Genomic DNA, 25,553 nt, shown 5'->3' with positions numbered 1-25,553 from the left:
TCAAGAAAAATCTTAACAAAATTTTGTATGTTACAGTTTTTTTTTAAATTTAAACATTGGATTGGTCAGTTATTTGATGCTGATAAATACGATTCACACCAAAATAGAAAATCTCAAAATAACAATAATATGGCAATGTTTAATTATGGCGTTGGCGGAAACGAAGTGAAAGTGGATGCTAATGAAGCTATTCAGAACATACAGGAAAACAAGTCACTCATCGTGAGCCAGCTTACTACAGATGAATCTTATGTTCCTGAAATTGTAACAGGTCTAAAGACTGTGGATGACGTCTTCAAACATTTCCAGCCTTCTGTACACGTGCAGCACGAAACGGAAGACGGCAATGTAGTAGAAGAAGAATTCCGTTTTCAAAATCTTGCGGACTTCACCCCGAAAAATCTTACCCAGAAATCAGCGTACCTTCAGCAGCTCAGCATGGAGCATGAACAGTACAATAAAATCGTACGTCAGCTGAAAACCAACAAAATTTTGCGGAATATGCTCGAAAATGATCAGACCAGAGCTGCATTTATCGAAGTATTGAAGGACGTGGCACAAGAACTTGAAAAATAATCTAAAGACTTTACATTAATCATGGATAGTAAATTACAGGCAGCTGAAAACCAACAACAGGGACAACAGCAGCAACACGCAGGTCAGCCGAAGGCTAATCCGCTTGCCGAACTCAATAAAATCGGAGGTTTTGGTTTTGTAGAATCCGTTGTGGATGGTATTGCCAATATGAACCCTACCAGAAAAGCAAGGAAAGAAATCTTCCTTAATGACAGCAATAAAGAAGAGGAACGAAAAGAGCTTCTTCAAAAAATAAACCTTTGGGTAAATCTTCTGGAAGGCAATGATTCTGCCGATAAAATGGCCGAAACATGCAAATCAAAGGCACAGGCAGCAGAGCAGAGCCTGAAATCAAACCTTAAAAATACACTTGACGCCGTTCGCATGCTTGAAACCAACTACAGAACGGTGGCTCAGTTTTATAAAAATACCGAGCTTGATAAAGTTGACAATGTAAGCATTGTCAATGCAAGCCTGGATCAAGTTTCCGATCTTGATAATCCTTTGTTTATCGATGCTATTGCAGAAGAATTTAAAAATTATTACGATCGCCTTGATCTTAGGGATAACTATTCTATTTTAGCAATTCCGGGATATTTGGGATCGAATAAAGTCATTGAGAAATGGGCAAAAATCTGTAACGAAAACAAAGTGATGATGGTTACCGATTTTGCGAATCTTGATAAGCCGGATGATGTGGTAGATCTTTTCCACTCTGCGAATCTTACGGGTGGAGAACTGCACAGAAGTAATGTGATCATGACATGCAACTGGCTGGTAGGCCGTGGAAAGGCTGAAGAAGTAGGAGAGGAAGAAAACGTAGAGCTTCCGCCATCGACTTCACTGGCAGGAAAAATCCATAAAACGCTGATGTCTCAGGTAGCTGCCGGTAAAAAACATGGAAACATCAATGAAGTAGACGCCGTAAAATTCGAGTTAAAGAAAAGCGAGATTTCACAGCTTGAAAAAATGGGACTTGTTCCTATGGTAAATGAGTACGGAAAGATCATGGCATTTTCTGCAAAAACACTGTTCACCGGCGATAATATCGGTCTGCAGACGTATTCTGTTGTCCGTGTATTCGACTATGTCACTAAAGTTTTATTAGACTTCCTGAACAGAAGAGCTTTCGAAAACTGGAATGCTAAAAATGAAGATGATTTGAGAAGACAGATTGTTCAGTTCCTGGATAATATTAAAGGTCCGGACAAACTGATCGAGAAATTTAAAATCGTTCGTTTCGAACAGGATAGAGTAAATAAAGACAGAGTGTGGCTTGACATCCGCCTGACACCATATTTCCCAACAAAAAGTTTTGTGATAAAGCTTGACGGGCACAAAGGTGATGACGGAAACGAATGGGATGCTGAATACGCTCAGGAATAAAAAAATATCTTACAATAAAAACCGATGAAAATACATCGGTTTTTTTCTATCAAATCATTAAAATATTTCTTTATGAAAGGCAGATTACTTTATTTTTTGCCATTAATTCTTTTTGTGGTTAGCTGTGAAGAAAAAAAGATTCAACAGGAACATACAATAGATCTTTTTGCGGACGAAAGACAAGAAGGTAAAGCTTATATTATGAGTGAACAGGAATGCTTTGATGCCAGTAATCTCGTAATTTCAACATCAGATATTAAACTGACAGACAGTTCTACAGGTCGTGGACGGGCAGTTTTCATCTATAAAATTCAATCAGGAGAAGTGCTTAAAACAACGATAGACTCAATCGTTACCTTTCCAATGCAGATTTTGTCAAATCAAAGATTGAAACTGAAATCTCCGATGTATGCTTACCTTAAAAGACTTGAAGGCTACCGCTTTATTGCAAAAGACAAACACCTGAAATATCAATGGCTTAAAGCCGCCCCCGTTTACCCGGTAAAAAGGGAAAATTAAATTATCTTTGCAGCATTAATGAAGAAGAACTTTTGGAAAATATAAAAAATTCAGATTTAAAACCTATTGGCAGTAAACTTCTAAGTTGGTACAGGATAAATGCCAGAGATCTTCCTTTCCGCCAGACAAAAGATCCTTATAAAATATGGATATGTGAGATTGTTTTTCAGCAGACAAGGATCAATCAGGGATTGAATCACTACAATAATTTTATTGCAAGGTTTCCGGACGTTAAAACACTGGCTGAAGCTGATGAAAATGAAGTTTTACTGTATTGGAAAGGATTGGGATATTATTCAAGGGCTATAAATGTTCATAAAGCGTCACAGCAGATCATGAACGACTATCACGGAATTTTCCCCCATGAATATGAAGAAATTTTAAAATTAAAAGGAGTAGGCAAATATACTGCTGCTGCGGTTTCCAGTATTTGTTTCAATGGCAAAATTCCTGCGGTGGACGGAAATTTTTACCGTGTTCTCAGCCGTATTTTTGCAGATGATTTTGATATTTCAAACTCAAGAGCTTTCAATTATTTTTCTGAGCTTGCACATTTAATTTTACCGGATAATGTCGGTGATTTTAATCAGGCCATGATGGATCTGGGATCTGAAATTTGTAAACCAAAGAATCCTTTGTGTGGAGAATGTCCGCTAAATAATGATTGTCTGGCTTTTTCATTGAACAAAGTATCTGAATTTCCCGTTAAAGCCAAAAAAACAAAAGCAAAAGATCTTGAATTAAAATATTATTTTGTCCACAGAAACGGACAATTCCTGATTCAGCAGAGAAAAGATGACTTCATATGGAAAAAGCTGTTCGAATTTGTACCTGAAATTTCCGATAAACTGGTAGCATTCATCGTAGGAGTGAAAACGGTAAGCCATAAACTGACACACAAAAATTTAAGCATAGAAATTTACAATGTTGAAGTAGATTCTGAAGAAATCTGGCAAAGTTTTATCGCTGAGAATAATTTCATCATAACCAATGTAATGGATTCTCACGAAAGATCATTTCCAAAACCTTTGGAAAATTATATCCAAAATTATGATGCGGCATACAGAATTCTGTGATGTCATTGCGAGGAGCGAAGCGACGAAGCAATCTCAAAAATTAAATATAAATTGTCTGGATTTCTACAGAATGACAAAATGTGCTATTCACCCAAAATTATAAATTTTAATGTCTTTTGCTGAGTGAAACGCCTTTGCGAACTTAAAAGCGGGTAATGATCAAAAAAATCTTGCGATCTTTGTGTTAAAATAAAGCCATCCCTACAAAATTCAATTTCAAATCCAAAACCTATTGAAATCCTGAAATTTGTATTCTCAAATCTAAATGGAATTTGTATTTTTGCAAAATGTTTAAAAACGCCATTTTTATTTTTGCAGTTTTGCTTTTGGTGTCTTGTGGCAAAGATCCTATTCCAAAGCCTTATGGAGAACTTCGCCTGGAATATCCTGCCCCAAAATACCAGAAGTTTGAAAATAACTGTGCCTATACATTTGAATATTCAGATTTTGCCAAAATAGCAGATGCCAAAAGACCTTGCTGGTATTACCTGAACTATCCGAAAATGAAAGCGAAAGTATTCGTTACTTATTATCCGATAAAAAACGATTTCGCGGCACACATCCGGGAAGCGGAAAAAATGGTTTACGAACATACGATAAAGGCAAGTGCTATTGACACCAAATCATTCGAATACCCGGAAAAGAAGGTGTATGGTAATTTCTACGAGCTTAAAGGTCAAAGTGCTTCCAATCTTCAGTTTTACATTACAGACAGTACAAAACATTTTGTAACTGCTTACTTATACTTTAACACAAGGCCAAAACCTGACTCTTTGGCTCCTGCAGTGGATTATATCAAAAATGATATGAAACATCTGCTTGACACATTTGAATGGAAAAATTAATTACGTTTAACATACTTTGAAAATAATATGAAACTTTTAGTTGTAGGAAGTGTTGCATTCGATGCAATTGAAACTCCATTTGGTAAAACAGATAAAATTTTGGGAGGTGCAGCAACATATATCGGGATTACTTCATCTATTTTGGGTGTAAAATCAGGAATCGTTTCCGTTGTGGGAGGCGATTTCCCTCAGGAATATCTGGATATGTTTACCGATAGAGGTGTAAACATCGAAGGGATTGAAATTGTAAAAGAAGGTAAAACTTTTTTCTGGGCCGGGAAATACCATAACGATCTGAATACAAGAGATACATTGGCAACAGAAGTAAATGTTCTGGAAAACTTTGATCCAAAAATTCCTGATTCTATGCAGGATGCAGAGATTTTATTATTAGGAAATCTTCATCCGGGAGTACAGCTGTCAGTTCTTGAAAAAATGCATAATCGTCCGAAATTAGTTATTCTCGATACAATGAATTTCTGGATGAATACCGCCTGGGATATTTTAATGGACATGATCGCGAAAACAGATGTTATCACCATCAATGATGAAGAAGCAAGACAGCTTTCCGGAGAATATTCTTTGGTAAAAGCAGCTAAAAAAATTCATGCGATGGGCCCGAAATATGTCATTATCAAAAAAGGTGAACACGGAGCGTTACTTTTCCACGACGATAAGGTATTTGCGATCCCTGCACTGCCGCTGGAAGAGGTTTTCGATCCAACCGGAGCCGGAGATACTTTTGCGGGAGGTTTTGCAGCTTATCTTGCTAAAAAAGGAAAAACTGATTTTGAAACCATGAAATCTGCTTTAATTGTAGCTTCTGCAATGGCTTCTTTCACAGTTGAAAAATTCGGGACCGAAAGAATTGAGGAGGTAAATGAATCGGATATGTTCGCAAGATTAAGACAATTTAAAGAATTAACAACATTTGACGTGGAACTACAGTAAATACTTCTTTTTTAAGAAATATTTATAATAAAAAATTTAGTGTAATTCATTAAGAATTCTAAATTTGCAACTTGTTTAAAATAGTAAAATGATAAATAAACTTAAGATCACTTTTCTTTTTGGAATTTTCATCATGTTGTTTGGTGCAAATATGATGAATGCTCAGCTGAAACAAGGAGATTTAGTGGATGGTATTGCTGCTGTAATCGGTGATGAAATTGTTTTGGAATCTGATGTGAATGAGCAGATGAACTATGCAAAACAGCAGGGAGCTTCTAATATAGATAAGTGTGAGTTTTTGGAAAATCTTCTCAACAATAAACTTCTGGTATACGAAGCAAGAAAAGATACTTTAATAGATAATCGTTCTGCTGCGATCAAGGAGCAGGCTAATGCAAAATATCAGCAATTATTGTCCCAGTTTCCGGATGAAAAAACGATGCTGGCTGCCTATAAGTTCAGAAACGGATATGAAATGAAAAATGCGATCGAGAAAATCGATACGGATCAATATTACGGACAGGCAAAATACCAGAGAATTACGGAAAAAGCTGACGTTACGCCTAATGAGGTAACTGATTTCTACAATATGTATAAAACTCAGCTTCCGGAAATTAAAGATGAGGTTTCATTATCACAGATTATGATGTATCCCAAGCTTACGGAAGCTCACAAAGATGAACTGATTAACAGACTAAAGAAAATAAAGCAGGATATTCAGGGAGGAGAAACTTTTGAAAGCCAGGCAAGGATCTATTCAGAAGATCCGGGTTCAGCGGCAAACGGTGGTTTAATGAAAAATATCTCTAAAGGTCAGATGGTAAAACCTTTCGAAGCTGCTGCCCTTAACCTTCAGGAAGGAGAAATTTCAGACCCGATAGAATCCGAATTCGGTTATCATATCATACAGCTGGTGAAAAAATCAGGAAAGATATATGATGCAAGACATATTCTTCTAATGGCAACGCCTACGGATGAAGAAATTAAAACCGCAAAAGCAAAATTAGACAGCATCAGAGGTTTGATTATGGACGGTAAAATGACTTTTAAAGATGCAGCGTTCAGATTTTCTGATGATAAAAGAACAAAATTCAATGCCGGTGTGATTCCCGGTGCTGATGGTTCTAATAAAATAGAAAGAGAAAGTGTTCCTGGAACAATCAGTTATGAGTTAGCAGGTCTTAATAAAGGAGATATCACGAATGCTTTTGATGATAAAGATGAAAGAGACAGAAAAGTAGTAAAGATCATTAAAATGGAAGATGTGATTCCTGCACACCAGATTACGCTGGAAACTGACTATGACAGAATCAAGCAAATGGCACTTAACAAAAGAAGAAATGAAATGGTGGAAAAATTTGTTAATTCAAAATTACCGACGACATTCATTTCAATAGACGGCCGATATGACAGCTGTGCTTTTAAAGGAAGCTGGAAAAAAGATTCAATCAAAAAATAAATACTAAACCTTCAGAATTTCTGAAGGTTTTTTTATGCTTAAAACTGCCGTTAACATTAGTTTTTATTATTTTTACAGCATGAGCAATTTTATAGATTTTAGTTCGGCTAAAAAACTTCACGATATGCAGCAAAGTCAGAATAGAATTACACAACTTTTTAATATTGAATATCCCATCATCCAGGCGGGCATGATCTGGCATTCCGGATGGAGACTGGCTTCGGCAGTTTCAAACTGCGGAGGATTGGGATTGATTGGTTCAGCAAGTATGTATCCTGACATTTTGCGTGAAAATATTCAGAAGTGTAAGAAAGCTACTGATAAGCCTTTTGGCGTAAATGTAGCGCTCCTTTATCCCAATTTAGAAGAAATTATCAATATTATTTTGGAAGAAGGTGTGAAGATTGTTTTCACATCTGCCGGAAGTCCTAAAGCTTATACCGAAACTCTTCAAAAAGAAGGAATAAAAGTGGCTCACGTTGTTTCATCTACAAAATTTGCTATGAAATGCGAAGATGCAGGAGTTGACGGTATCGTTGCAGAAGGTTTTGAGGCCGGCGGTCACAATGGAAGAGATGAAACGACAACATTCTGTCTGATTCCGAATGTTAAAAAACATATTACAAAACCGCTGATTGCAGCAGGAGGAATTGCTTTGGGATCACAAATAAAAGCAGCCATGATTCTTGGGGCAGACGGTGTACAGATTGGCTCCCGGTTTGCCGCAACGACAGAAGCAAGTGCTCATGAAAACTGGAAGAAAAAAATAACTGAACTTGAGGAAGGTGATACTCATCTTACCCTGAAAGAACTTGCGCCGGTAAGGATGGTTAAAAATAAGTTTTTTAATGAACTCGAAGAAATCTATAATACAGGGAGAAATAAAGAATCCCTGATTGCTTCTTTAGGCCGCGCAAGAGCAAAAAAAGGAATGTTTGAGGGTGATTTGGATGAAGGAGAGCTTGAAATAGGCCAGGTTTCAGCTTTAATTGATGAGGTACTTCCTGCAGAAACCGTTTTTAAAAATTTGCTGGAAGAATTCAGAAATGCGGATACCCCGGTTTTATAAGCAATTTAAAGATAATGGAAATAGGGATTATCGATGTAAAAGGGAAAAAGCTTTATGTTGAGTATAAAAATTTATTTGAAAACAGGCCGACTATTGTTTTTTTACATGATTCTTTAGGCAGTTCTCAGCTTTGGAGAGACTTCCCGGATAAACTGTCAAAGGAAACCCAATGTAATACGTTGATATATGATCGTTTAGGCTATGGAAAATCTTTTCCTATGTTTACTCATGAACGTAAAAACGATTATATGGAAACGGAAGCAGATGTTCTGAACACCTTGCTGGATCAATTAGATATACAGGAGATTATTCTTTTTGGTCACAGTGATGGAGGGACAATTGCTTTAATTACTGCCGCAAAATATCCCGAAAAAATAAAGGCAGTTATCTGTGAAGCCGGTCACATTTTCGTGGAAGATATTACCATAAAAGGTGTTGCAGACGCATTGCATGCTTATCAGACGACAAATCTTCCTGAACGGTTGGCGAAATATCACGGTGACAAGGTGGAAATGATCATTAAGGCATGGACAGAGATTTGGTTAAGTGATCGATTTCGAAACTGGAATATAGAATATCTTTTGAAAGATATAAATTCACCGCTTTTATTTATTCAGGGTGAAAATGATGAATATGGAACATTGATGCAGGTCGAGAAAACGATTTCTCAAGTAGGCGGAGCTGCTGAAAAGTTTATTATTAAAGGTGCCGGACATACTCCTCATAAAGAGGTTCCAGAACTGGTTTTAGCAAAATCAATTGAATTCATAGGTCAAATAGTGAATAGCCGTAAAATTTAAATCACTATTTTAATAAAAAAATTAAATCAGCAATATCAATAGGAGCGGACTTTAGCCCGCTTTAATTTTAATATACAAGTTGGCTTTAGCCAAAATTTAAAGATTCAATTTCTAACAGTATATTTTTTCTGGCCTGATCTTCATATTTTTCTCTAAAATAATTCGTTTTAAAGATACTTTCAGATTCCAGAAAATGATGTAATACTTTTTTTCTTCCGGGTTTATATAGTAAATCGGGATATATTGAATATTCTTTTCTGATTTTTTGAGTGTATTCTATGTATTTTTCAGATTTCTGTCCCAAGACCGAAAGATCTGCATCCAAAAGATAATTGGTGTCACTGTCCTCAGATACGTGAAGCTTTGTAGCAATGATCTGTTGTGAAACTTTTTCAGCAAGATCGGTGTCTGTACACAATTTTCGAAGGTGTTTTCTGGCAAACTCAGCGCTTTTTTCTTCATTAGTTTTTGAAGAAACATTATAAATTACATCATGATAAAATACAGAAAATGTAATGGCTGTAAGATCTGTTATTGTAGGCGTTACCTCACTCAGTTCAATAAACATATTTTGTAGATGTTCAAAGTTGTGATAGTGTCTTCCTTTTTCAGAATATTTCTTCTCTATCTCAAGCCATAGATCATTAATAAGCTTAATATTCTCTGAGATTTGAATACAATTTCTTGAAAATCTTTCTTGAAGATCCATTTTACGATTTTTTAAATAAAAAAAGGAACTTTAAAAAGTTCCCTGATTTGCTTCTATAGCTTGTTTAAGTTCAGCCCAGCCACCGCCGTTATAGCCTTCTTTCAAGCCTTGAGTGTTTAGGTATTCCAAAGCTTTTCCACTTCTGTTTCCACTTCTGCAGAAAATAATTACCGGTTTTTCAATAGACAAAATCTCATCTTGTCTGTCTTCTACTTCGCCCAGAGGAATATTTTTGGCTCCTTCTATATTTCCGTCCATCTCAAGCTCCATAGGCTCGCGAACGTCGATTAATTCATAATTTCCTGATTTTAAAACTTCTGATAAAGACATAATGATATTAATATTTTAGATTAATTTCTGAAATTTTAATTACTGAAAACATTTATACAGCAATTCAATCTCAAAGCGTAAACAAATTTATAAAATAATCTTAGTTTTGCAAGGTAAAATAATGAATTCGAACGCAGAAAAATATTCGCAGTTAATCAAGGCCAGGGCAAAAAGTTTCGGCTTTCAGAGCTGTGGTATTTCCAAAGCTGATTTTCTGGAAGAAGACGCACGACCACTGGAAGAATGGCTGAAGAATAATTTTCATGGCGAAATGAAATACATGGAAAATCATTTCGATAAAAGACTTGATCCGAGATTATTGGTAGAAGGTTCAAAATCAGTAATTTCCCTTTCTTACAATTATTTTCCCGAGGAGAAAATTTCTACATTGGATAATTTTAAAATCTCAAAATATGCCTATGCCGAAGATTACCATGAAGTAATCAAAGATATTCTCAGAGAAATGGTTGCAGGGCTTCAGGAAGATATCGGAGCGTTTGGTTTTCGCGTTTTTGTAGACTCTGCACCGGTCTTGGAAAGAAGTTGGGCCCGTAAATCCGGAATTGGTTGGGTGGGCAAAAATGCAAATCTTATTACTAAACAGAATGGCTCATTCTATTTTCTGGCCGAGATCATCTGCGATCTTGAACTGATTCCCGATCACGAAACAACCGATCATTGCGGGACATGCCGGAAATGTATAGATGCCTGTCCGACAAATGCTATTGTTTCTGAAAAGCTGATTGACGGAAGCAAGTGTATTTCTTATGCTACTATTGAGCTGAAAAATGATATTCCCGATTATTTTAAAGATAAAATGGATGACTGGATGTTCGGATGTGATGTCTGCCAGGATGTTTGTCCTTGGAATAGGTTTTCAGCACCGACACATCAAAAAAAGTTTTCACCAAACCAGGCATTGAAAAACTTTAAAAAAGGAGAATGGAAAGAACTTACCCAGGAACTGTTTTCGGAAATATTTAGGAAATCTCCCGTTAAAAGGACAAAATTTGCGGGTCTTAAACGAAATATTGAATTCCTCGAAAGGTCATCAGATAAGTTGAATTTTTAGGGGATAATTTCCTGTCTGGAATTTTTAGGTTCCAAAATCAAAAGGGTGAACGACCATTCCTTAAATTTATTTAAAGAGGTAAGATTTTACAGGTATCGGGTTACTTCAAAAAAAAGATTTCCAGGAGAATATTTCTCACCGAAAATCAACGTTTTTTCTGTATTCTTTTTGGAGCAACTTTTACTCTGATTTTAAATCTTTTGTTTGATTTAGAGTTTTTCTGCATATTTGTGAACAATTTGTATTTAAATTTAAAGAAAAATTCGTTTAAAACAAATACTTTTAAGAAAATTATTATTAAATTTTATTCATTATATTAAAAGATGGCTGTCAAAAAAATGTTATTTATTATTCTTAAAGCTTTAGGCATTATTGTTGGAATTATCGCACTTTATATTGCTTTAGGATATCTTCTGCCGTTTATTGAAGTTTCGGCGAAAGATGATGGTCAAAAGAAAGAAATTCCCATTTATATTTATACCAATGGAGTTCATACAGATATTGTGATGCCTGTCAAAAACGATCTTTACGACTGGAGTTCTAAAGTTCCGTTTGCCAATACAAAATCAAAAAAAACAGATTATAAATATATAGGAATCGGGTGGGGTGATAAAGGCTTTTATCTTGATACTCCTACCTGGGCCGATCTCAAATTTTCCACCGCCTTTAAAGCTGCATTCTGGCTAAGTGAATCTGCGATGCACTGTACCTATTATGAGACAATGAAGGAAGGCGATGACTGTAAAATGATCATGATCAGCAAAAATCAGTATAAAAAGCTGGTAGAATTTGTAGAAAATAAATTTGACAGAGATCTAAACGGGAACTTTATTCTCATTCCAACCAATGCGGTCTATGGAAATAATGACGCGTTCTACGATGCCAAAGGAAAATACAGTTTTCTTGATACCTGTAATACCTGGGCTAACAATGCCTTGAAAGTTGCCGGACAAAAAGCGGCACTGTGGACGCCTACAGATTACGGAATATTTCTACATTATAAATAATGTATTAAATTGTTTTTATATTTAACAGAAATGTTTTTATAAAATAATTTTTACATTAGTGCATTAAAAAAAATACAAATGTGGTATCTTTATTGTATTTCAATGTGAAAAAATAATGAAACACAGACTCTTTCGCGAGCAACAACTGAATTGTGATATAGACACTGCATGGAAATTTTTTTCTTCTGCTAAAAATCTCTCCAAGATTACTCCGGAAGATATGAAATTCATTGTCTTGACAAAGTTTGAGAATGATGAAATCTATGAAGGCATGATCATCGACTATTTTGTTTCTCCACTTTTTGGAATTAAATTAAAATGGAAAACCGAGATCATTCAGGTCAGTTTCAGAAAGAGCTTTACTGATTTTCAAAAAAAGGGACCTTACAAACTCTGGAATCATCACCATGAATTTATAGAAAATGAAAACGGTGTACTGATGAAAGATACTGTTGATTATAAACTTCCTTTTGGCTTTTTAGGAGAAATCGCACATAAAATTTTTGTTAAAAACAAACTCCAACATATTTTCGATTATCGATTTAATGTATTAGAACAACGTTTTAATCAAAACAACTGATTTTATGTCTTGTATTAAAAATAAAATAAATATCTTCTGGTTCCGCAGAGATATACGATTGGAGGATAACTGTGGTCTTTATCAGGCCTTAAATGGAGATTTTAAAGTGCTGCCTGTTTTTATTTTCGATAAAGAGATTTTAGGAAAACTTGAAAACAAATCGGATAAAAGAGTAGATTATTTCCACCAGGCGTTGAAAGAAATTCATCAGAAACTAAAAAACCATACATCAGGAATTAAAGTTTTTCATGAAAAACCTTTGGATGCATTCAAAAAATTAATCAAAGAATTCGAAATTGATACCGTGTTCTGTAATTCGGATTACGAGCTGGACGCTATAAAAAGAGATCAGGAAGTGGAAGCCTATCTTAAAAAAAATAATATTGGTTTTAAAAGTTTTAAAGATCAGTTAATCTTTGAAAAGGATGAAGTTCTAAAAAAAGATGGAACACCCTATACCGTTTATACGCCTTATTCAAAGCAATGGAAAGAGCTTCTGAAAAAAAGCAGCATTGAAAATTATAAAGCAGATTTTTCGAATTTCTTACCATATCAGGCGTCAGAATTTCCCGAACTTGAAGATATTGGCTTTAAAAAGACAGAAATAGAATTTAAACATCCCACGCTTAACAGATCAATCATTGATAACTACGGGCAATACAGAGATTTTCCGGGAATGGATCACACAACCCATTTGGGTGTTGCTCTACGCTTCGGAACAATCTCGGTTCGTAAATGTGTCCAGTATGCCGTTGAACATAATGAAACCTGGCTGAATGAGCTGATATGGCGCGAGTTCTTTATGCAGATCCTTTATCATTTTCCAAAAGTAGTGCATCATTCATTCAAAGAAAAATACGAAAATATAGAATGGAGAAATAATGAAAAAGAGTTTGATCTCTGGTGCAAAGGAAAAACAGGCTATCCCATTGTTGATGCCGGAATGAGACAACTGAACGAAACGGGATTTATGCACAACAGAGTGAGAATGGTCGTCGCAAGCTTTCTTACCAAACACCTGCTCATCGATTGGAGATGGGGTGAAGCTTACTTTGCAGAAAAGCTTCTGGACTATGAACTTTCATCCAACAACGGTAACTGGCAATGGGCAGCAGGCTGCGGATGTGATGCAGCACCTTATTTCAGGGTTTTTAATCCTTCCGAACAAGCTAAAAAGTTTGATGCTGATCAGAAATACATCAAAAAATGGCTTACCGAAGAAGAAATAAATGCTGATCAGATTGTAGAGCACGTTTTTGCCAGAAAAAGAGCGCTCGAAGTGTATGGAAAAGCAGTTAAAAACGGATAATTTTAGTAAAATTAAAATTTATTTTCTTAGTCCTAATTTTTTCAAAGCATTAGCATTTAGGTAGATGTCTGGAAAATGCGTCAGGGATTCTACATCTCTGAAATTTTGAAAAGCTTTTTCATTTTTATTAAACGAGAGTTCAATAGAATCATTATAGATTGCTGTTATTCTTACCACTGAATAACCATTATAAGCGATTTTAAATCCTTCGAAAAGACATTTTTTTTCTGCTTTTTGATATATTTTATATTCTTCGAATGCGCTACTGTCGACTTTGGTATCACTGCCTTTTTTGTTGTGTTCAAGAGATTTCCAGGACGTATAGTTTTTGGGTTCCTTAAGAATATTTCCTTTCGTGTCAACCGGAACAAACATCCCCAGTGTCAGAGGTTTTTTCAGGAAATTTGCATAATTATTCATCAGCTTTAAGGTCTGAAGATCTGCATATCCTTCATGTGAATAATATTCTATGACGAAATCGGTCATAGGAATTAATTTGTGAGAGGAGCTGGCTGGCATATATACTGTTTCTGCAGGCAAAATCAAATTATTTAATTGGAAAACGAAGATAAATAAATTGTTAAAAACAATGAAACAAATTTAGTGCTAATCATGCTCATGATTATTAAAAAAACAAACCTCCCACATTTTCTGCGAGAGGTTGATGACATATATAAATAAGATAAATATCAATTCAATAATGTCTTTTCAGGTAAATAGTTAAAATATTAATATTCTTACTTTTGATACCTGAAGACTTGGCTTTATGCCAATTTTACATTCACAGCATTTAAGCCTTTTTGGCCCTGCTGTACTTCAAAAACTACTTTGTCATTTTCCTGGATAGATCTTGAAATTAATCCTGAAGAATGTACAAAAATATCTCTGCTTCCGTCTGTTGGAGAGATAAACCCGAAGCCTTTTGCTTCATTAAAAAATTTTACGGTGCCTTCTTGCATTGTAATATTGTTAAAAAAATTATTGTTAAGTCTAATGCCTTGTGCAAAGACTTGTTGTTCAACTAAAATGGCATCTGGAAAGGTAAACTGAAAGAAAATAAGATGTAAAATCTACAGAATAACAAGGCAGTGGCCTGTTTTGTATTGCAAAGATAGAACAAAATAAACAGATTAAATATATTTTAAGTAGTTGATTATCAAAAATATATTTGTATCTTTTAAACCGATCTCTTTATAGCTTACTCTAAAATTTATAAACGAGTGCATTGATATTCATGCCTGCTCCTACCGACGCAAAGAGAATGATATCATCTTTTTTTATCGTGTGAGATTCCAGCTCATCTTTCAGGATCATGGTGAGCAAAGAAGGTATGGTTGCTACACTGCTGTTTCCCAATTTGCTGATAACCATAGGCATTATATCGGAAGGAACATCTTTTTCGTAGAGTTGATAGAAACGTTCTACAATGGCTTCATCCATTTTCTCATTGGCCTGGTGAATGATTATTTTACTCAGATCATTTATGGAATATCCACTGTTATCGAAGCATTTTTTCATGGCGTCAGGAACATTGGAAAGCGCAAATTCATAGATTTTTCTGCCGTCCATTTTAATATATTTGGTATCGGGGCAGCTTTCATTGTTGTATGATTTTCCGAAATACAAAAAATCTTTTTCGTTAAGTGTATAAGAAGCTGATAAATGGGCTTTTATTCCTGAATCATCAGTTTCATTGGCCTCAATAATTACAGCTCCGGCTCCGTCGGCATAAATCATGCTGTCTCTGTCATGGATATCGACTACCCGAGAAAGTGTTTCAGCACCGATTACCAGACATCTTTTTGCTATCCCGGATCTGATAAAGGCATGAGCCTGAACTACTCCCTCAATCCATCCCGGACATCCGAAAAGCACATCATATGCAACGCAGAAATTATTTTTTATTTTTAATGAATGTTTTACCCTTGAAGCCAGACTTGGAACTGTATCAGACTGGATAGTCCCAAATCGTACATCACCGAAATTGTGGGCAAATATAATATAGTCCAGCGTTTCAGGGTCTATTCCCGAATCTTCAATTGCAGACTGTGCTGCTATGAAACCCAGATCAGAAGCTACCTGTGAGCTGTTGGCATATCTTCTCTCTTCGATACCTGTAATTTTTTGTAGTTTTTTTGTAATGGATGCATTACTGTCTTGTAAAAGATTTCCCTCTTCATTGAGGAATACATGGTTATCGAAAAATAAATTGTTAATGGTTTCTGAAGGTATATAGTTTCCTACACCTATGATTTTGCTTGTCATACTAAAATAATTCTAATCCTTAAATAAAATGAAATTAGCCGAACAAATGTTCAGCCTTCGTCAATAAACCTCATGGCCACGGCCGTAAAGTTTATAAAACACGTTTTGCGATATTATATCGCTCAATCGTATTGAATCCCATCAAAATCTTATGATATATTCGATGGGATCATTAAGACAATAGAATACAAATAGTAATAGATCAATTAAAAAAAATTATATTTTTAATTCTATATCACGATAAAGATAGTTGATTAAAAATAAAAACAGCTATTACTAGATCTAATTTGCTAAAATTTAACATTAACAGATCTCTTTTTTCATATTATTCAGCGTTTACAGCTCATCTTCAAGAATCTTGACAATACTGTCGATAACATGCTGTTTTCTGTACTTTTTATGATATTCAGCTCTTGGCTCGGCAACAATATTATCATGATCTTTGCTGAAAAGCGCATAAAGATCTATGTCCGGATGATGTTCTACGTACCATACCAAAAAAGTCAGGGGCATTGCATTTTTCCCCGAAAAATAAAGTTGGATTGACTGTGGCGTGACACCGTACTTTGTTGCGATTTCTCTCATCGTTTCGCCTTTTTCCCTGCTGTACTCACGGATCTTCTCGTAAATTTTCATATTGAGTAGCTTCTTTGTGTTAAATAATTAGCAATAATAAATTGATAAATTTTAAATATAATGTTGTTTATAAATTTAAAATTGTATATTTGTTTTTAAAATTGTCTTCTTGAGACAACACAAAATTACGAAAAAAGGTTTAACAAAAATTTATTCATTTGTATGGGCAAATCAAAGTATCCCAATCAACAGAAAAAATCTGATGAAAAATTTGATTTTATTGAGCAATGGTTACCGCCGCGTTACACAACTTCAGTAAATATACTTCTGCGAGAAGAGCCAAAAGACGCAGTATATATACGAAAGGTAAAAAACAGAAAATTGAAAGACGATAACGTTCTGGATGCACTTTACAAATTATCAATATTTAATAAGCTGCAGACCGAAAAACAATTTTGCTAATATTATTTCAAAAATTGATACCTTTATGTAAGGTAAAGAAATTAACACAATAACTATGGAAAAAAATGAAACGGTAATCACCGAGTGCTTCAAATGTGGAACACGCTACAAAAATCACTTCAAGGCATCTCCATGCTGCAAATCTATCATTGTAAAAGTAGATGAAAATGGTAACAGAACAACCATTACATATCTCAGCACACTCTCAATCCCACAATTGCAGCCGGTAAAAAAATCAATCTTAGAAAAATCGGAATAAGAACAATTAATGAATCCCGTAAATATTGCGGGATTCTGGCTATTTGACAACTTATTTCCAGGAAATTAGTGATCAGTTTATTTAAGAATCAACGATGCATAAATGACTAAAAATTAAAAAATAATTAAAGGCATAATTTAAAGTCATTCTTAATAAAACATTTCATAATTTTGAGTAGTGAAAAAGTTGATTTCCATATTGTTTCTGACATTGTATTTGGTTTCCACAACCGAATTGTATCAGCTTTTAAAAATACCGACTTTGGTAGAACATTACTGGGAACACAAGAGACTTAATCCTGATATGCCTTTCTCAGCGTTCATCAAAACGCATTATGACCATCCTGTGAAAGATGGAGATTATGGTAAAGATCAGAAGCTTCCGTTCATTATTCATTCTGCGCCGTTAGCTCTAGTCTTTACGGTCAGCCCGGGCTTCAGCCTTGAGGCGTCAAAAATTAATTTTACGCAGTTAAAAACAAATAAAATTCCATCAAAAGACGAGGACTTTTGTTTTAAAGGCTTTGTCAATTCTGTCTGGGAACCACCGAAATCTTTGTTTTCATCATTCATTTAAATTACTTGGCTTAAAGAAAAGTCAAGGTCTCAATTATTTACTCATTATAAAATTTAAAATAATGAAAACACTTTTTTCAACCATAGTAATGGTTGTGCTCACTGTTGGTATCCATGCACAAAGCAGACTGGAAAACGCAAAAAAAACAGCATCAGAAAACAAAGAGCTTATTCTCCTTAACTTTTCAGGGTCCGATTGGTGTATTCCGTGCATCAAGCTTCATAAGAATATTATTGAAACTGATGAGTTTAAACAATTGGAATCTGATCATGTGATCGTATACATCAACGCAGATTTTCCCAGAAATAAAAAAAATCAACTTTCTGCAGAACTTAAAAAAGAAAATGCTTCTTTAGCCGATGAATACAATAAAAAAGGATTGTTTCCCTATACTTTATTGCTGAATGAAGAAGGCAAAGTTCTGAAAAGCTGGGAAGGATTGCCATCTGAAAATGCGTTGGCTTTTAGTAAAGAAATCAGGGAGATTAGGGAAAAATCAAAATAATTAAATTATGGTAAAAGAATTCAAAAGACCTCAAAAACTGATGGGGAATGCTTTTGAAATTACCGTCGTGAGTGATGATGAAAATATTGCCCATCGCCATATTGAAGCTGCTATTGAGGAAATCCGCAGAATAGAAAAGCTTCTTACCACATTCAGTGAAGAAAGTCAGACCAATCTCATTAACAAAAATGCAGGAATACGACCTGTGAAAGTAGACTGGGAGATTTTTGATCTGATTGAAAGAAGTTTGAGAATCAGCAGAATCACAGACGGCTATTTTGATATTTCCTATGGCGGGATCGATAAAAGTTTCTGGAATTTTGATCGGGAAATGAAAGAACTTCCAAATCCTGAACTCATTAGAGATCATCTAAAACTGGTTAATTATCAGAATATTATTCTTGACAGAGAACACCAGACGGTTTTCCTGAAAGAAAAAGGTATGCGGATCGGTTTTGGAGGAATTGGGAAAGGTTATGCCGCAGAAATGGCGAAACGTCTTCTTCAGAAAAGGGGAGTTATTTCCGGAATTGTAAATGCTTCCGGCGATTTGACAACCTGGGGAAATCAGGCAGACGGAAAACCCTGGACGGTAGGAATTGCCGATCCTGACAATGCCAAGCAGCCTTTTTCCTATATGAATATCACGGATATGGCCGTTGCAACTTCTGGAAACTATGAAAAATTCGTCATGATCAACGGTGAAAAATATTCTCATACCATCAATCCGAAAACGGGAATGCCGGTTTCTGGTGTAAAAAGCGTAACGATTTTCTGTCCTAATGCAGAGATTGCGGATGCAATGGCAACACCCGTCAGTATTATGGGAATCGATGCTGCACTCAATATGGTAAACCAGATCAACCATCTGGAATGTATTATCATTGATGATTCGGGCAGAATTTACACATCCCAAAACATTAATTTAAAATGAAAAGCTTGTCATTCTTGGCTTAAGTGAAATCTTCATTTGAAGTTCAGGTAAGATCTAAAGACAAATAAGCTTCTTAAAAACAAAATCAAAAATGAAAAATTTCATAAAAATAATAACAGCAATTTGCTTGGTGATCACAATGGTTTCAATGCATTCATGCACTACCGTAAAAGAATATGAAAAGAATAAGCTCAACGATGCGGAAATGGTTCTCGGAAACCGTACGATCGAAAAAACAGAGCTGAGTTTTCAATCCTATAGAGAAGGTTCTTCCGGAGCCAATGCCGGGAAAGTCGGTGGCGGTTGTGGGTGTAATTAAAACAGTAACTGTAAATTTAATTGTGATCTAAAATGAAAAAAATAATAATAAGTGTAATTGCACTCTTCGGAATTTTCAATGCAAAAGCCCAGGAAAACACAAACAGCGAGCAGCCTAAAAAGCTAACCTTTGATGAAGCAAACCTCGTTTCGAGCTACTATCGTCAGGACGGAAACAATTCTGCAGTCACCGGCGGAATCGGAACGGAAAAACTAACGGACATCTCCAATACCATTGATGTGACAATGGTAAAGTATGATAAAAAAGACCGTAAAAACAAATTCAATTTTAGTGTGGAAATAGACCACTATACTTCTGCTTCTTCAGATATGATTGATCTGAAAGCGAATTCCTCAGCTTCTCACGCAGACAACAGAATCTATCCTGCACTGAGTTGGAGCCGTGAAAATGAGTCTAAAGGAACAACGTTGATGGCTGGTGTTTCTACATCTTTCGAATTCGATTATCAGTCTTACGGTGCAAACATCGGTTTTGCGCAGAAAACGGCAAACAGGATGGGAGAGTTTACGGCTAAGTTCCAGGCTTATCTGGATCAGGTAAAACTGATTGCTCCGATCGAACTGCGAACAAACGGAAGCACGGGTGGCGAACATGAAAGTTATGGAACCAGCGGAAGAAATACTTTTGCCCTTTCTCTGGCATATTCTCAAATCATTAATCAGAATTTCCAGGTAGAAATTTTGGGAGATGCCGTTCAGCAGACAGGATATCTGAGCCTGCCGTTTCACAGGGTTTATTTTAATGATAATTCCGTTCATCAGGAAGCGTTGCCGGACAAAAGATTTAAAATCCCCGTAGGTTTACGGGCCAATTATTTCCTTGGAGATAAAGTAATCCTGAGGGCATATTATCGTTACTATACCGATGATTGGGGCTTAAAATCAAATACTTTGAGTATTGAAACACCAGTGAAAATTTCGCCATTTGTTTCGGTTAGTCCGTTTTACAGGTATTATTCACAGACTGCAGCGAAGTACTTTGCGCCATATCAGCAACACACAGCTTTTGATGATTTTTATACCAGTAATTATGATTTATCTAAATTCGACAGTCATTTTTACGGTGCCGGAATCCGGATCAGTCCGAAGAATGGATTATTTGGAATAGAGCGACTTAATATGCTGGAAATCAGATATGGTCATTATACAAAATCTGTGGGTATGAAATCTGATATTATTTCCTTAAATTTAAGGTTCAAGTAATAATCCATGAAAGTATTAATCAAATTTATGACTGCTTTGATCTTTTCTTATTCTTTGAATGGGCAGAAGATCAGGGCAGATTCTTCCATGTCTTTTGAAAAGCTTGAATACCAGGATCGTAGTTACAGACCCAGTTATAAAAAGCTCATCGTTCCAACGGTTTTGATTGGATATGGGGTGATAAGTCTTACTTCTGACGCTCTGAAAGATCTGAACAAATCTACAAAATATGAAATTGGTGAGCATCAGCCGAAACATATTAAACTTGATAATTATACGCAGTATCTTCCTGCCGCTATGGTGTATGGCTATAATCTTGTAGGGATAAAAGGTAAACATGATTTCAAGGATAGGACCATTATCTATGGAACTTCGCAACTGATTTCAGCGGCATTTGTGCTTCCGTTGAAACATTTGGTGAAAGAAGAACGTCCTGACGGTTCTAATAATCTTTCGTTTCCTTCGGGGCATACAGCGGCGGCTTTTTCATCCGCTCATTTTCTTTTCAGAGAATATAAAGATGAAAATTTCTGGCTTTCACTTTCAGGATATCCTATTGCTTTATTCACAGGAGTTTACCGTACCTTGAATGATAAACATTGGGTCGGGGATGTGGTTGCAGGTGCCGGATTCGGAATTTTAAGTACAGAATTGGCTTATTGGCTTTTTCCCTGGATTAATACATTTTTTAATAAAACAGATTCCAAAAGTTTTACAATGATCTATCCTGTTTTAGATTCTAAAAATTTTGGAGCCGGAATGGTTTTAAACTTTTAATTATGCATCATCAATTAGAAAAACATTATGTAAATAGAGTGGGCTGGCTTCGGGCAGCGGTTTTAGGAGCTAATGACGGATTGCTCTCCACCACAAGTATCGTTATAGGGGTTGCCGCCGCTTCACCGGACAGGAATACGATCGTTCTTGCCGCCCTTGCCGGAATGATTGCCGGTGCAATGTCTATGGCTGCCGGAGAATATGTTTCCGTGAGCTCTCAGGAAGATACTGAAAAAGCTGATCTTCTCAGGGAAAAGCGTGAGCTGGAAGAAATGCCCGAAATAGAACTTCAGGAACTTGCCAAAATTTATGAAAAACGCGGCGTCAGTAAAGAAACGGCTTTGCGCGTAGCAACTGAACTTACCGAACATGATGCTTTGGCGGCTCATGCGCATGATGAACTGGGAATCAATGAAATTACTCAGGCAAAACCGTTGCAGGCTGCAATTGCTTCATTCGGTTCATTTGCGCTGGGGGCTTTATTGCCGTTTATTGTTTCACTTTTGGCACCAATCAACCAGATGGTCTATTTTCAGTATGGTTTCTCAATTGTTTTTCTGATGATTCTGGGAGCCATTTCGGCCAGAACCGGAGGCTCAAAAACCGGAATTGCAGTCATGAGAATATGTTTCTGGGGAACTGTCGCGATGGGCGTAACTGCATTGATAGGCCATATTTTTGGAGTCAGTGTTTCTTAAATAATAAAAAATAAAGGAGTTGTCGGCGGATAACTCCTTTATTTTTTATTCTGGTTTTATTTTTAAAATTGCATTCTTCCGTTCTAAATGCCGGTGGTTATCATATTATTTTCATAGTAAAACTTACCTTTCGTCAATTTTATTTAGCTTTCTTATGATTAGTTTTATTTTTTAAAAAGCCTTTTGACATAAAAAATCAGAAGGCTTTTTATTGAATATACATTAAAGCTGAGCTTTTTTACAAAGTGAAATTGAGCTTTTTTACAAAGTGTCCATGTGACTGTCATCCTACCTTTGTACTAATAAAAATCAGTACAATGAAAAACGTAAATAAAATTTATATCAATGGCGAATTTGTAATGCCTCACGGAACAGAAATATTCGATTTAATCAATCCAGCCAATAATATAAAGATCGGAGAAGTAATTCTCGCTGATGAAACGGATGCTAAAAAAGCAATTGAAGCAGCAAAAACAGCTTTTATATCTTTTTCAAAATCTACGGCTAATGAACGCATTGATTATTTAACAAGGCTCAAAACTGCAGTCGAAAAAAGAAAACAGGATTTTATCGAAACGATGATAGAAGAATACGGTGGGACTTACCAATTTGTGACGATGAGTAACGGGCATACCGGCGCTTGGTTTGACAGTATGATAGAAGTTCTCAAAAAATTTGAATTTGAAAGAACCATCAATTCTTCGACGGTTAGATTGCAGCCAGTCGGTGTTGTTGCGATCATCACACCCTGGAATGCCAGCAACAGTTCAATTGCAAGTAAAGTAGCCACTGCCATTGCCGCAGGGTGTACGGTGGTTATCAAGCCAAGCGAGATGAGCAGCCTTCAGACACAGGTCCTGATGGAAGCTTTTCATGATGCCGGATTACCAAAAGGAGTCATTAATTTTGTTACAGGCCTGGGAAATGTTGTTGGCGCAGAGCTCACTACTCATCCTGATATTGCTAAAATTTCTTTTACAGGTTCTACGGCAGTTGGAAAATCAATTGCAAAAAATGCATCGGAAACAATGAAACGCCTTACTTTGGAGCTCGGTGGGAAATCTCCGAATATTATCCTCGATGATGCAGATTTAGATCAGGTAATTCCAGTGGCAGTTTATGGGGCCTATATGAACAGTGGGCAGGCTTGTATTGCGCCTACAAGATTGCTGGTGCCGCAAGAAAAACTTGATGAAGTCAACGCAATTGCAAAATCTGTTGCAGAAAAAATAATTGTAGGATTACCGCAAAACGAAAGCACCAATGTTGGTCCAATGGTCAGTATAAAGCAGTTTGAAAAAGTTCAGCACTACATAAAAACCGGGATAGAAGAGGGAGCCACTTTATTGGCTGGCGGACTCGGAAAACCTGAAAGGCTGGAAGCCGGAAACTTTGTGAAAGCAACTGTTTTTACCAATGTGAGGAACGATATGAAAATTGCTCAGGAAGAGATTTTCGGACCGGTATTATCCATTATTCCTTATAAAATTGAGGAAGATGCGATCAGGATTGCAAATGATACACCTTACGGTTTGGCAGCTTACATCAGTTCCGCGGATAATGAACGAGCAGCAAGAGTTGCTGAAAAAATTGATGCGGGAAGAGTATGTATCAATGGCTTTCGTCATGATCCTATGGTCCCTTTCGGAGGATTTAAGCAATCAGGGATGGGAAGGGAATATGGTGAATACGGGCTTGAGCCTTATCTTGAAATCAAAGCTATACTGAAGTAATAATTTCTTTAAATTTGATAAGCGTTGTTGCAGAGACGGCGCTTTGTCTTTATCAACAACATTATGACTGAGAATTCTGATATTGTTTATTCCTGCTATCACGAGCTAAGCAGAAAAGGGGAAAATTTTGTTCCTCGGCACACGCTGTCTTTACAGCTGTCAGGGAATTTTTCGCTTTCTGATGGAAATCGTACTTATCTCGCTAAAGAAGGTGATTTTAATCTTATTCGAAAAAATCAATTGGTGAAATTTGTAAAATATCCTCCTGAAAACGGTGTTTTTGAAAGTTTAAATATTTATCTGAGCGAAGAAATTTTAAGAAAATTCGCTAAAGAATATGATTTTGAATCTTATGATTCTCATGAAATAAAGCCAATGGTTTCTATAAAAATAAATGACCTGATAAAGAGCTTTTTTAGTTCTTTGCAAACAATAATGGATAGTGGCAGTCTTGATAACAAGCTGTTGGTTGATTTAAAGATAAAGGAGCTGCTTCTTATTATAACACAATCAAAACCTCAGCTTAAAAATATTCTCTTTGATTTTTCAGAACCTCATAAAATAGATCTGCAGTCATTTATGATTCAAAATTATCAGTATAATGTCAGCCTTGAGCGTTTTGCTTATCTCACAGGACGGAGCCTGGCTACTTTCAAAAGGGACTTTGAAAAAATATTTCACCTATCACCTCACAAATGGATTTTACAGAAACGTCTGGATGAAGCTCATTTTCTGATTAAAGAGAAAGAAATGTCAGCTTCTGATATTTATCTTGATCTTGGTTTTGAAGATTTATCCCATTTTTCAAATACATTTAAAAAACATTTTGGATATAGTCCGACAAAGATACCACAGCGCTGAGTTCTGTAAAATTAAACAGATTTTAATTGTAAAAATCGTGAGAATTATTTTTTTTCTTTAATCAGTTTGTAGGTAAACAAGGTATTTTTATCCTGAAGATTCCATGTTGATACTTCTTTATCTATTAAATCAGGATTTTTTTTTCTGATATCACGAAGAGAATTGCCTACTGACTTTCTTACATATTCACTGTCTTCTGATCTGTATTTAGCAATAAGATCAACAGCCACTTCAGGATGATCTTTAAAATAAGGCCTTCCTGTCCAAATTCGGAGTCCTTCAATAACGGCTCTTTTAACATTCGGATTAGGGCTAGACAACCAATTTTTTATTTTAGGTAAACTTTGCTCATAGCCTATGACACTGCAATAATGATCAAACGCCTTTGCCAGCATTTCCTGTACACGCCAGTTTGGATCCATCGATACTTCATTTTCTAAAATTTCTAGAGCCTCAGGATGGTCTGTTGAAAGCTGTCCCAGAATATAAGTTCCCAGCATCCTTACCTGGTAATCGTTTTGCTTCAGAAAATCCAAAGCCTGTAGAAAATGATCTCTATCTTTATCCTTCAGGATTTGATCTCCGGCTTCTATAATGTGTTTAAAGCCATGTTCTATCTGAATGATATGGTCAATTATTAGTTTTATATTCGTCATAAGTTTACATTGTGTTAAAAT

31 protein-coding genes are annotated in these 25,553 nt (G+C 35.9%); 24 read left to right on the top strand and 7 right to left on the bottom strand.

Annotated elements, in window-relative coordinates; all coding sequences use genetic code 11:
* Positions 1-27 precede the first annotated feature (27 nt).
* The 9 genes from BMW64_RS07840 to BMW64_RS07800 all read left to right on the top strand — a co-directional run bounded on the left by BMW64_RS07840 (position 28) and on the right by BMW64_RS07800 (position 8,681).
* A complete protein-coding gene (locus BMW64_RS07840) occupies positions 28-576 on the top strand; it encodes a type VI secretion system contractile sheath small subunit (RefSeq protein ID WP_089999479.1) in 549 nt (182 codons plus the stop codon).
* Positions 577-597: 21 nt separating this feature from the next.
* Positions 598-1,962, top strand: a complete 1,365-nt coding sequence (locus tag BMW64_RS07835) for a DUF5458 family protein (protein ID WP_089999478.1) — start codon at positions 598-600, stop codon at positions 1,960-1,962.
* A 72-nt stretch (positions 1,963-2,034) separates the two neighbouring features.
* Positions 2,035-2,481, top strand: a complete 447-nt coding sequence (locus tag BMW64_RS07830; RefSeq protein WP_089999477.1) for a hypothetical protein — start codon at positions 2,035-2,037, stop codon at positions 2,479-2,481.
* A gap of 32 nt (positions 2,482-2,513) precedes the next feature.
* Complete coding sequence (gene mutY / locus BMW64_RS07825) at positions 2,514-3,557, top strand: A/G-specific adenine glycosylase (protein ID WP_089999476.1); 1,044 nt, start codon at positions 2,514-2,516, stop codon at positions 3,555-3,557.
* A 287-nt stretch (positions 3,558-3,844) separates the two neighbouring features.
* Positions 3,845-4,402 carry a gliding motility lipoprotein GldD gene (gene gldD / locus BMW64_RS07820; protein ID WP_089999475.1) on the top strand — a complete coding sequence of 186 codons (558 nt, stop codon included), beginning with the start codon at positions 3,845-3,847 and terminating at the stop codon, positions 4,400-4,402.
* Between the two features lie 27 nt (positions 4,403-4,429).
* On the top strand, positions 4,430-5,353 hold the full coding sequence (locus BMW64_RS07815) for a PfkB family carbohydrate kinase (RefSeq protein ID WP_089999474.1): 924 nt from the start codon (positions 4,430-4,432) through the stop codon (positions 5,351-5,353).
* 88 nt (positions 5,354-5,441) lie between these two features.
* Positions 5,442-6,812, top strand: a complete 1,371-nt coding sequence (locus BMW64_RS07810) for a peptidylprolyl isomerase (protein WP_089999473.1) — start codon at positions 5,442-5,444, stop codon at positions 6,810-6,812.
* Positions 6,813-6,891: 79 nt separating this feature from the next.
* Positions 6,892-7,881, top strand: coding sequence for an NAD(P)H-dependent flavin oxidoreductase (locus tag BMW64_RS07805; protein WP_228400875.1), 990 nt, complete (start codon positions 6,892-6,894; stop codon positions 7,879-7,881).
* A 14-nt stretch (positions 7,882-7,895) separates the two neighbouring features.
* The gene (locus BMW64_RS07800) at positions 7,896-8,681 is read left to right on the top strand and encodes an alpha/beta fold hydrolase (protein ID WP_089999472.1); all 786 of its coding nucleotides are present in this window, start codon (positions 7,896-7,898) and stop codon (positions 8,679-8,681) included.
* A gap of 85 nt (positions 8,682-8,766) precedes the next feature.
* Here BMW64_RS07800 and BMW64_RS07795 read toward each other — a convergent pair whose 3' ends face one another.
* A complete protein-coding gene (locus BMW64_RS07795) occupies positions 8,767-9,390 on the bottom strand; it encodes an HD domain-containing protein (protein WP_089999471.1) in 624 nt (207 codons plus the stop codon).
* A gap of 30 nt (positions 9,391-9,420) precedes the next feature.
* Positions 9,421-9,720, bottom strand: a complete 300-nt coding sequence (locus BMW64_RS07790; protein WP_089999470.1) for a rhodanese-like domain-containing protein — start codon at positions 9,718-9,720, stop codon at positions 9,421-9,423.
* 121 nt (positions 9,721-9,841) lie between these two features.
* On the opposite strand from BMW64_RS07790, the gene queG reads away from it, so the two are divergent.
* The 4 genes from queG (at position 9,842) to BMW64_RS07770 (ending at position 13,688) form a co-directional block, all read left to right on the top strand.
* The gene (gene queG / locus BMW64_RS07785) at positions 9,842-10,792 is read left to right on the top strand and encodes a tRNA epoxyqueuosine(34) reductase QueG (protein WP_089999469.1); all 951 of its coding nucleotides are present in this window, start codon (positions 9,842-9,844) and stop codon (positions 10,790-10,792) included.
* 338 nt (positions 10,793-11,130) lie between these two features.
* Positions 11,131-11,799 (top strand): TIGR02117 family protein, encoded by a 669-nt coding sequence (locus tag BMW64_RS07780; RefSeq protein ID WP_228400874.1) that lies wholly within the window; start codon positions 11,131-11,133, stop codon positions 11,797-11,799.
* 115 nt (positions 11,800-11,914) lie between these two features.
* The gene (locus tag BMW64_RS07775) at positions 11,915-12,379 is read left to right on the top strand and encodes an SRPBCC family protein (protein ID WP_089999467.1); all 465 of its coding nucleotides are present in this window, start codon (positions 11,915-11,917) and stop codon (positions 12,377-12,379) included.
* Positions 12,380-12,392: 13 nt separating this feature from the next.
* A complete protein-coding gene (locus BMW64_RS07770; protein WP_089999702.1) occupies positions 12,393-13,688 on the top strand; it encodes a cryptochrome/photolyase family protein in 1,296 nt (431 codons plus the stop codon).
* 18 nt (positions 13,689-13,706) lie between these two features.
* Here BMW64_RS07770 and BMW64_RS07765 read toward each other — a convergent pair whose 3' ends face one another.
* From BMW64_RS07765 to BMW64_RS07750, 4 genes are all read right to left on the bottom strand, one after another.
* A complete protein-coding gene (locus BMW64_RS07765; RefSeq protein WP_177175255.1) occupies positions 13,707-14,174 on the bottom strand; it encodes a hypothetical protein in 468 nt (155 codons plus the stop codon).
* Positions 14,175-14,452: 278 nt separating this feature from the next.
* Positions 14,453-14,647 carry a cold-shock protein gene (locus tag BMW64_RS07760; RefSeq protein ID WP_029295183.1) on the bottom strand — a complete coding sequence of 65 codons (195 nt, stop codon included), beginning with the start codon at positions 14,645-14,647 and terminating at the stop codon, positions 14,453-14,455.
* A 244-nt stretch (positions 14,648-14,891) separates the two neighbouring features.
* Positions 14,892-15,953: a 3-oxoacyl-ACP synthase III family protein gene (locus BMW64_RS07755; protein WP_089999465.1), complete on the bottom strand. Its 1,062-nt coding sequence runs from the start codon at positions 15,951-15,953 to the stop codon at positions 14,892-14,894.
* Positions 15,954-16,289: 336 nt separating this feature from the next.
* Complete coding sequence (locus BMW64_RS07750) at positions 16,290-16,589, bottom strand: helix-turn-helix transcriptional regulator (RefSeq protein WP_089999464.1); 300 nt, start codon at positions 16,587-16,589, stop codon at positions 16,290-16,292.
* A gap of 162 nt (positions 16,590-16,751) precedes the next feature.
* Between BMW64_RS07750 and BMW64_RS07745 the strand changes: the two genes are divergently transcribed.
* The 11 genes from BMW64_RS07745 to BMW64_RS07695 all read left to right on the top strand — a co-directional run bounded on the left by BMW64_RS07745 (position 16,752) and on the right by BMW64_RS07695 (position 24,876).
* The gene (locus tag BMW64_RS07745) at positions 16,752-16,991 is read left to right on the top strand and encodes a hypothetical protein (protein ID WP_089999463.1); all 240 of its coding nucleotides are present in this window, start codon (positions 16,752-16,754) and stop codon (positions 16,989-16,991) included.
* A gap of 55 nt (positions 16,992-17,046) precedes the next feature.
* On the top strand, positions 17,047-17,250 hold the full coding sequence (locus BMW64_RS07740; RefSeq protein WP_089999462.1) for a hypothetical protein: 204 nt from the start codon (positions 17,047-17,049) through the stop codon (positions 17,248-17,250).
* 177 nt (positions 17,251-17,427) lie between these two features.
* The gene (locus tag BMW64_RS07735; RefSeq protein ID WP_089999461.1) at positions 17,428-17,826 is read left to right on the top strand and encodes a hypothetical protein; all 399 of its coding nucleotides are present in this window, start codon (positions 17,428-17,430) and stop codon (positions 17,824-17,826) included.
* A 61-nt stretch (positions 17,827-17,887) separates the two neighbouring features.
* Positions 17,888-18,331: a thioredoxin family protein gene (locus BMW64_RS07730; protein WP_089999460.1), complete on the top strand. Its 444-nt coding sequence runs from the start codon at positions 17,888-17,890 to the stop codon at positions 18,329-18,331.
* 7 nt (positions 18,332-18,338) lie between these two features.
* Positions 18,339-19,265 carry an FAD:protein FMN transferase gene (locus BMW64_RS07725; RefSeq protein ID WP_089999459.1) on the top strand — a complete coding sequence of 309 codons (927 nt, stop codon included), beginning with the start codon at positions 18,339-18,341 and terminating at the stop codon, positions 19,263-19,265.
* Positions 19,266-19,404: 139 nt separating this feature from the next.
* A complete protein-coding gene (locus BMW64_RS07720; protein ID WP_394332259.1) occupies positions 19,405-19,584 on the top strand; it encodes a DUF4266 domain-containing protein in 180 nt (59 codons plus the stop codon).
* A 32-nt stretch (positions 19,585-19,616) separates the two neighbouring features.
* Entirely contained in the window at positions 19,617-20,807 is a 1,191-nt protein-coding gene (locus tag BMW64_RS07715) for a DUF3570 domain-containing protein (protein WP_089999457.1), read from the top strand.
* Between the two features lie 6 nt (positions 20,808-20,813).
* Positions 20,814-21,584, top strand: a complete 771-nt coding sequence (locus tag BMW64_RS07710) for a phosphatase PAP2 family protein (protein WP_089999456.1) — start codon at positions 20,814-20,816, stop codon at positions 21,582-21,584.
* A gap of 2 nt (positions 21,585-21,586) precedes the next feature.
* Positions 21,587-22,282, top strand: a complete 696-nt coding sequence (locus BMW64_RS07705) for a VIT1/CCC1 transporter family protein (protein ID WP_089999455.1) — start codon at positions 21,587-21,589, stop codon at positions 22,280-22,282.
* A gap of 317 nt (positions 22,283-22,599) precedes the next feature.
* Positions 22,600-24,015, top strand: a complete 1,416-nt coding sequence (locus BMW64_RS07700) for an aldehyde dehydrogenase family protein (protein ID WP_089999454.1) — start codon at positions 22,600-22,602, stop codon at positions 24,013-24,015.
* A 63-nt stretch (positions 24,016-24,078) separates the two neighbouring features.
* Positions 24,079-24,876 (top strand): helix-turn-helix domain-containing protein, encoded by a 798-nt coding sequence (locus tag BMW64_RS07695; protein WP_089999453.1) that lies wholly within the window; start codon positions 24,079-24,081, stop codon positions 24,874-24,876.
* Between the two features lie 44 nt (positions 24,877-24,920).
* On the opposite strand, the gene BMW64_RS07690 is transcribed toward BMW64_RS07695, so the two are convergent.
* Complete coding sequence (locus tag BMW64_RS07690; RefSeq protein WP_089999452.1) at positions 24,921-25,532, bottom strand: HEAT repeat domain-containing protein; 612 nt, start codon at positions 25,530-25,532, stop codon at positions 24,921-24,923.
* Positions 25,533-25,553 lie beyond the last annotated feature (21 nt).

This window comes from Chryseobacterium taichungense (assembly GCF_900109935.1).
Classification (GTDB): domain Bacteria; phylum Bacteroidota; class Bacteroidia; order Flavobacteriales; family Weeksellaceae; genus Chryseobacterium; species Chryseobacterium taichungense.
This window is presented reverse-complemented; position numbering and strand designations above follow the sequence as displayed.

Bases quoted from the DNA above. Each gene is read 5' to 3' on its own strand.
- BMW64_RS07695 (WP_089999453.1), top strand. From the start codon at position 24,079: ATGACTGAGAATTCTGATATTGTTTATTCCTGCTATCACGAGCTAAGC.
- BMW64_RS07840 (WP_089999479.1), top strand. From the start codon at position 28: ATGTTACAGTTTTTTTTTAAATTTAAACATTGGATTGGTCAGTTATTT.
- BMW64_RS07780 (WP_228400874.1), top strand. From the start codon at position 11,131: ATGTTATTTATTATTCTTAAAGCTTTAGGCATTATTGTTGGAATTATC.
- BMW64_RS07815 (WP_089999474.1), top strand. From the start codon at position 4,430: ATGAAACTTTTAGTTGTAGGAAGTGTTGCATTCGATGCAATTGAAACT.
- BMW64_RS07705 (WP_089999455.1), top strand. From the start codon at position 21,587: ATGCATCATCAATTAGAAAAACATTATGTAAATAGAGTGGGCTGGCTT.
- BMW64_RS07775 (WP_089999467.1), top strand. From the start codon at position 11,915: ATGAAACACAGACTCTTTCGCGAGCAACAACTGAATTGTGATATAGAC.
- BMW64_RS07795 (WP_089999471.1), bottom strand. From the start codon at position 9,390: ATGGATCTTCAAGAAAGATTTTCAAGAAATTGTATTCAAATCTCAGAG.
- BMW64_RS07740 (WP_089999462.1), top strand. From the start codon at position 17,047: ATGGAAAAAAATGAAACGGTAATCACCGAGTGCTTCAAATGTGGAACA.
- BMW64_RS07745 (WP_089999463.1), top strand. From the start codon at position 16,752: ATGGGCAAATCAAAGTATCCCAATCAACAGAAAAAATCTGATGAAAAA.
- BMW64_RS07805 (WP_228400875.1), top strand. From the start codon at position 6,892: ATGAGCAATTTTATAGATTTTAGTTCGGCTAAAAAACTTCACGATATG.
- BMW64_RS07700 (WP_089999454.1), top strand. From the start codon at position 22,600: ATGAAAAACGTAAATAAAATTTATATCAATGGCGAATTTGTAATGCCT.
- BMW64_RS07730 (WP_089999460.1), top strand. From the start codon at position 17,888: ATGAAAACACTTTTTTCAACCATAGTAATGGTTGTGCTCACTGTTGGT.
- BMW64_RS07760 (WP_029295183.1), bottom strand. From the start codon at position 14,647: ATGCAAGAAGGCACCGTAAAATTTTTTAATGAAGCAAAAGGCTTCGGG.
- BMW64_RS07690 (WP_089999452.1), bottom strand. From the start codon at position 25,532: ATGACGAATATAAAACTAATAATTGACCATATCATTCAGATAGAACAT.
- BMW64_RS07720 (WP_394332259.1), top strand. From the start codon at position 19,405: ATGGTTTCAATGCATTCATGCACTACCGTAAAAGAATATGAAAAGAAT.
- BMW64_RS07750 (WP_089999464.1), bottom strand. From the start codon at position 16,589: ATGAAAATTTACGAGAAGATCCGTGAGTACAGCAGGGAAAAAGGCGAA.
- BMW64_RS07790 (WP_089999470.1), bottom strand. From the start codon at position 9,720: ATGTCTTTATCAGAAGTTTTAAAATCAGGAAATTATGAATTAATCGAC.
- BMW64_RS07715 (WP_089999457.1), top strand. From the start codon at position 19,617: ATGAAAAAAATAATAATAAGTGTAATTGCACTCTTCGGAATTTTCAAT.
- BMW64_RS07710 (WP_089999456.1), top strand. From the start codon at position 20,814: ATGAAAGTATTAATCAAATTTATGACTGCTTTGATCTTTTCTTATTCT.
- BMW64_RS07800 (WP_089999472.1), top strand. From the start codon at position 7,896: ATGGAAATAGGGATTATCGATGTAAAAGGGAAAAAGCTTTATGTTGAG.
- BMW64_RS07725 (WP_089999459.1), top strand. From the start codon at position 18,339: ATGGTAAAAGAATTCAAAAGACCTCAAAAACTGATGGGGAATGCTTTT.
- queG (WP_089999469.1), top strand. From the start codon at position 9,842: ATGAATTCGAACGCAGAAAAATATTCGCAGTTAATCAAGGCCAGGGCA.
- BMW64_RS07765 (WP_177175255.1), bottom strand. From the start codon at position 14,174: ATGACCGATTTCGTCATAGAATATTATTCACATGAAGGATATGCAGAT.
- BMW64_RS07830 (WP_089999477.1), top strand. From the start codon at position 2,035: ATGAAAGGCAGATTACTTTATTTTTTGCCATTAATTCTTTTTGTGGTT.
- BMW64_RS07835 (WP_089999478.1), top strand. From the start codon at position 598: ATGGATAGTAAATTACAGGCAGCTGAAAACCAACAACAGGGACAACAG.
- gldD (WP_089999475.1), top strand. From the start codon at position 3,845: ATGTTTAAAAACGCCATTTTTATTTTTGCAGTTTTGCTTTTGGTGTCT.
- BMW64_RS07810 (WP_089999473.1), top strand. From the start codon at position 5,442: ATGATAAATAAACTTAAGATCACTTTTCTTTTTGGAATTTTCATCATG.
- BMW64_RS07755 (WP_089999465.1), bottom strand. From the start codon at position 15,953: ATGACAAGCAAAATCATAGGTGTAGGAAACTATATACCTTCAGAAACC.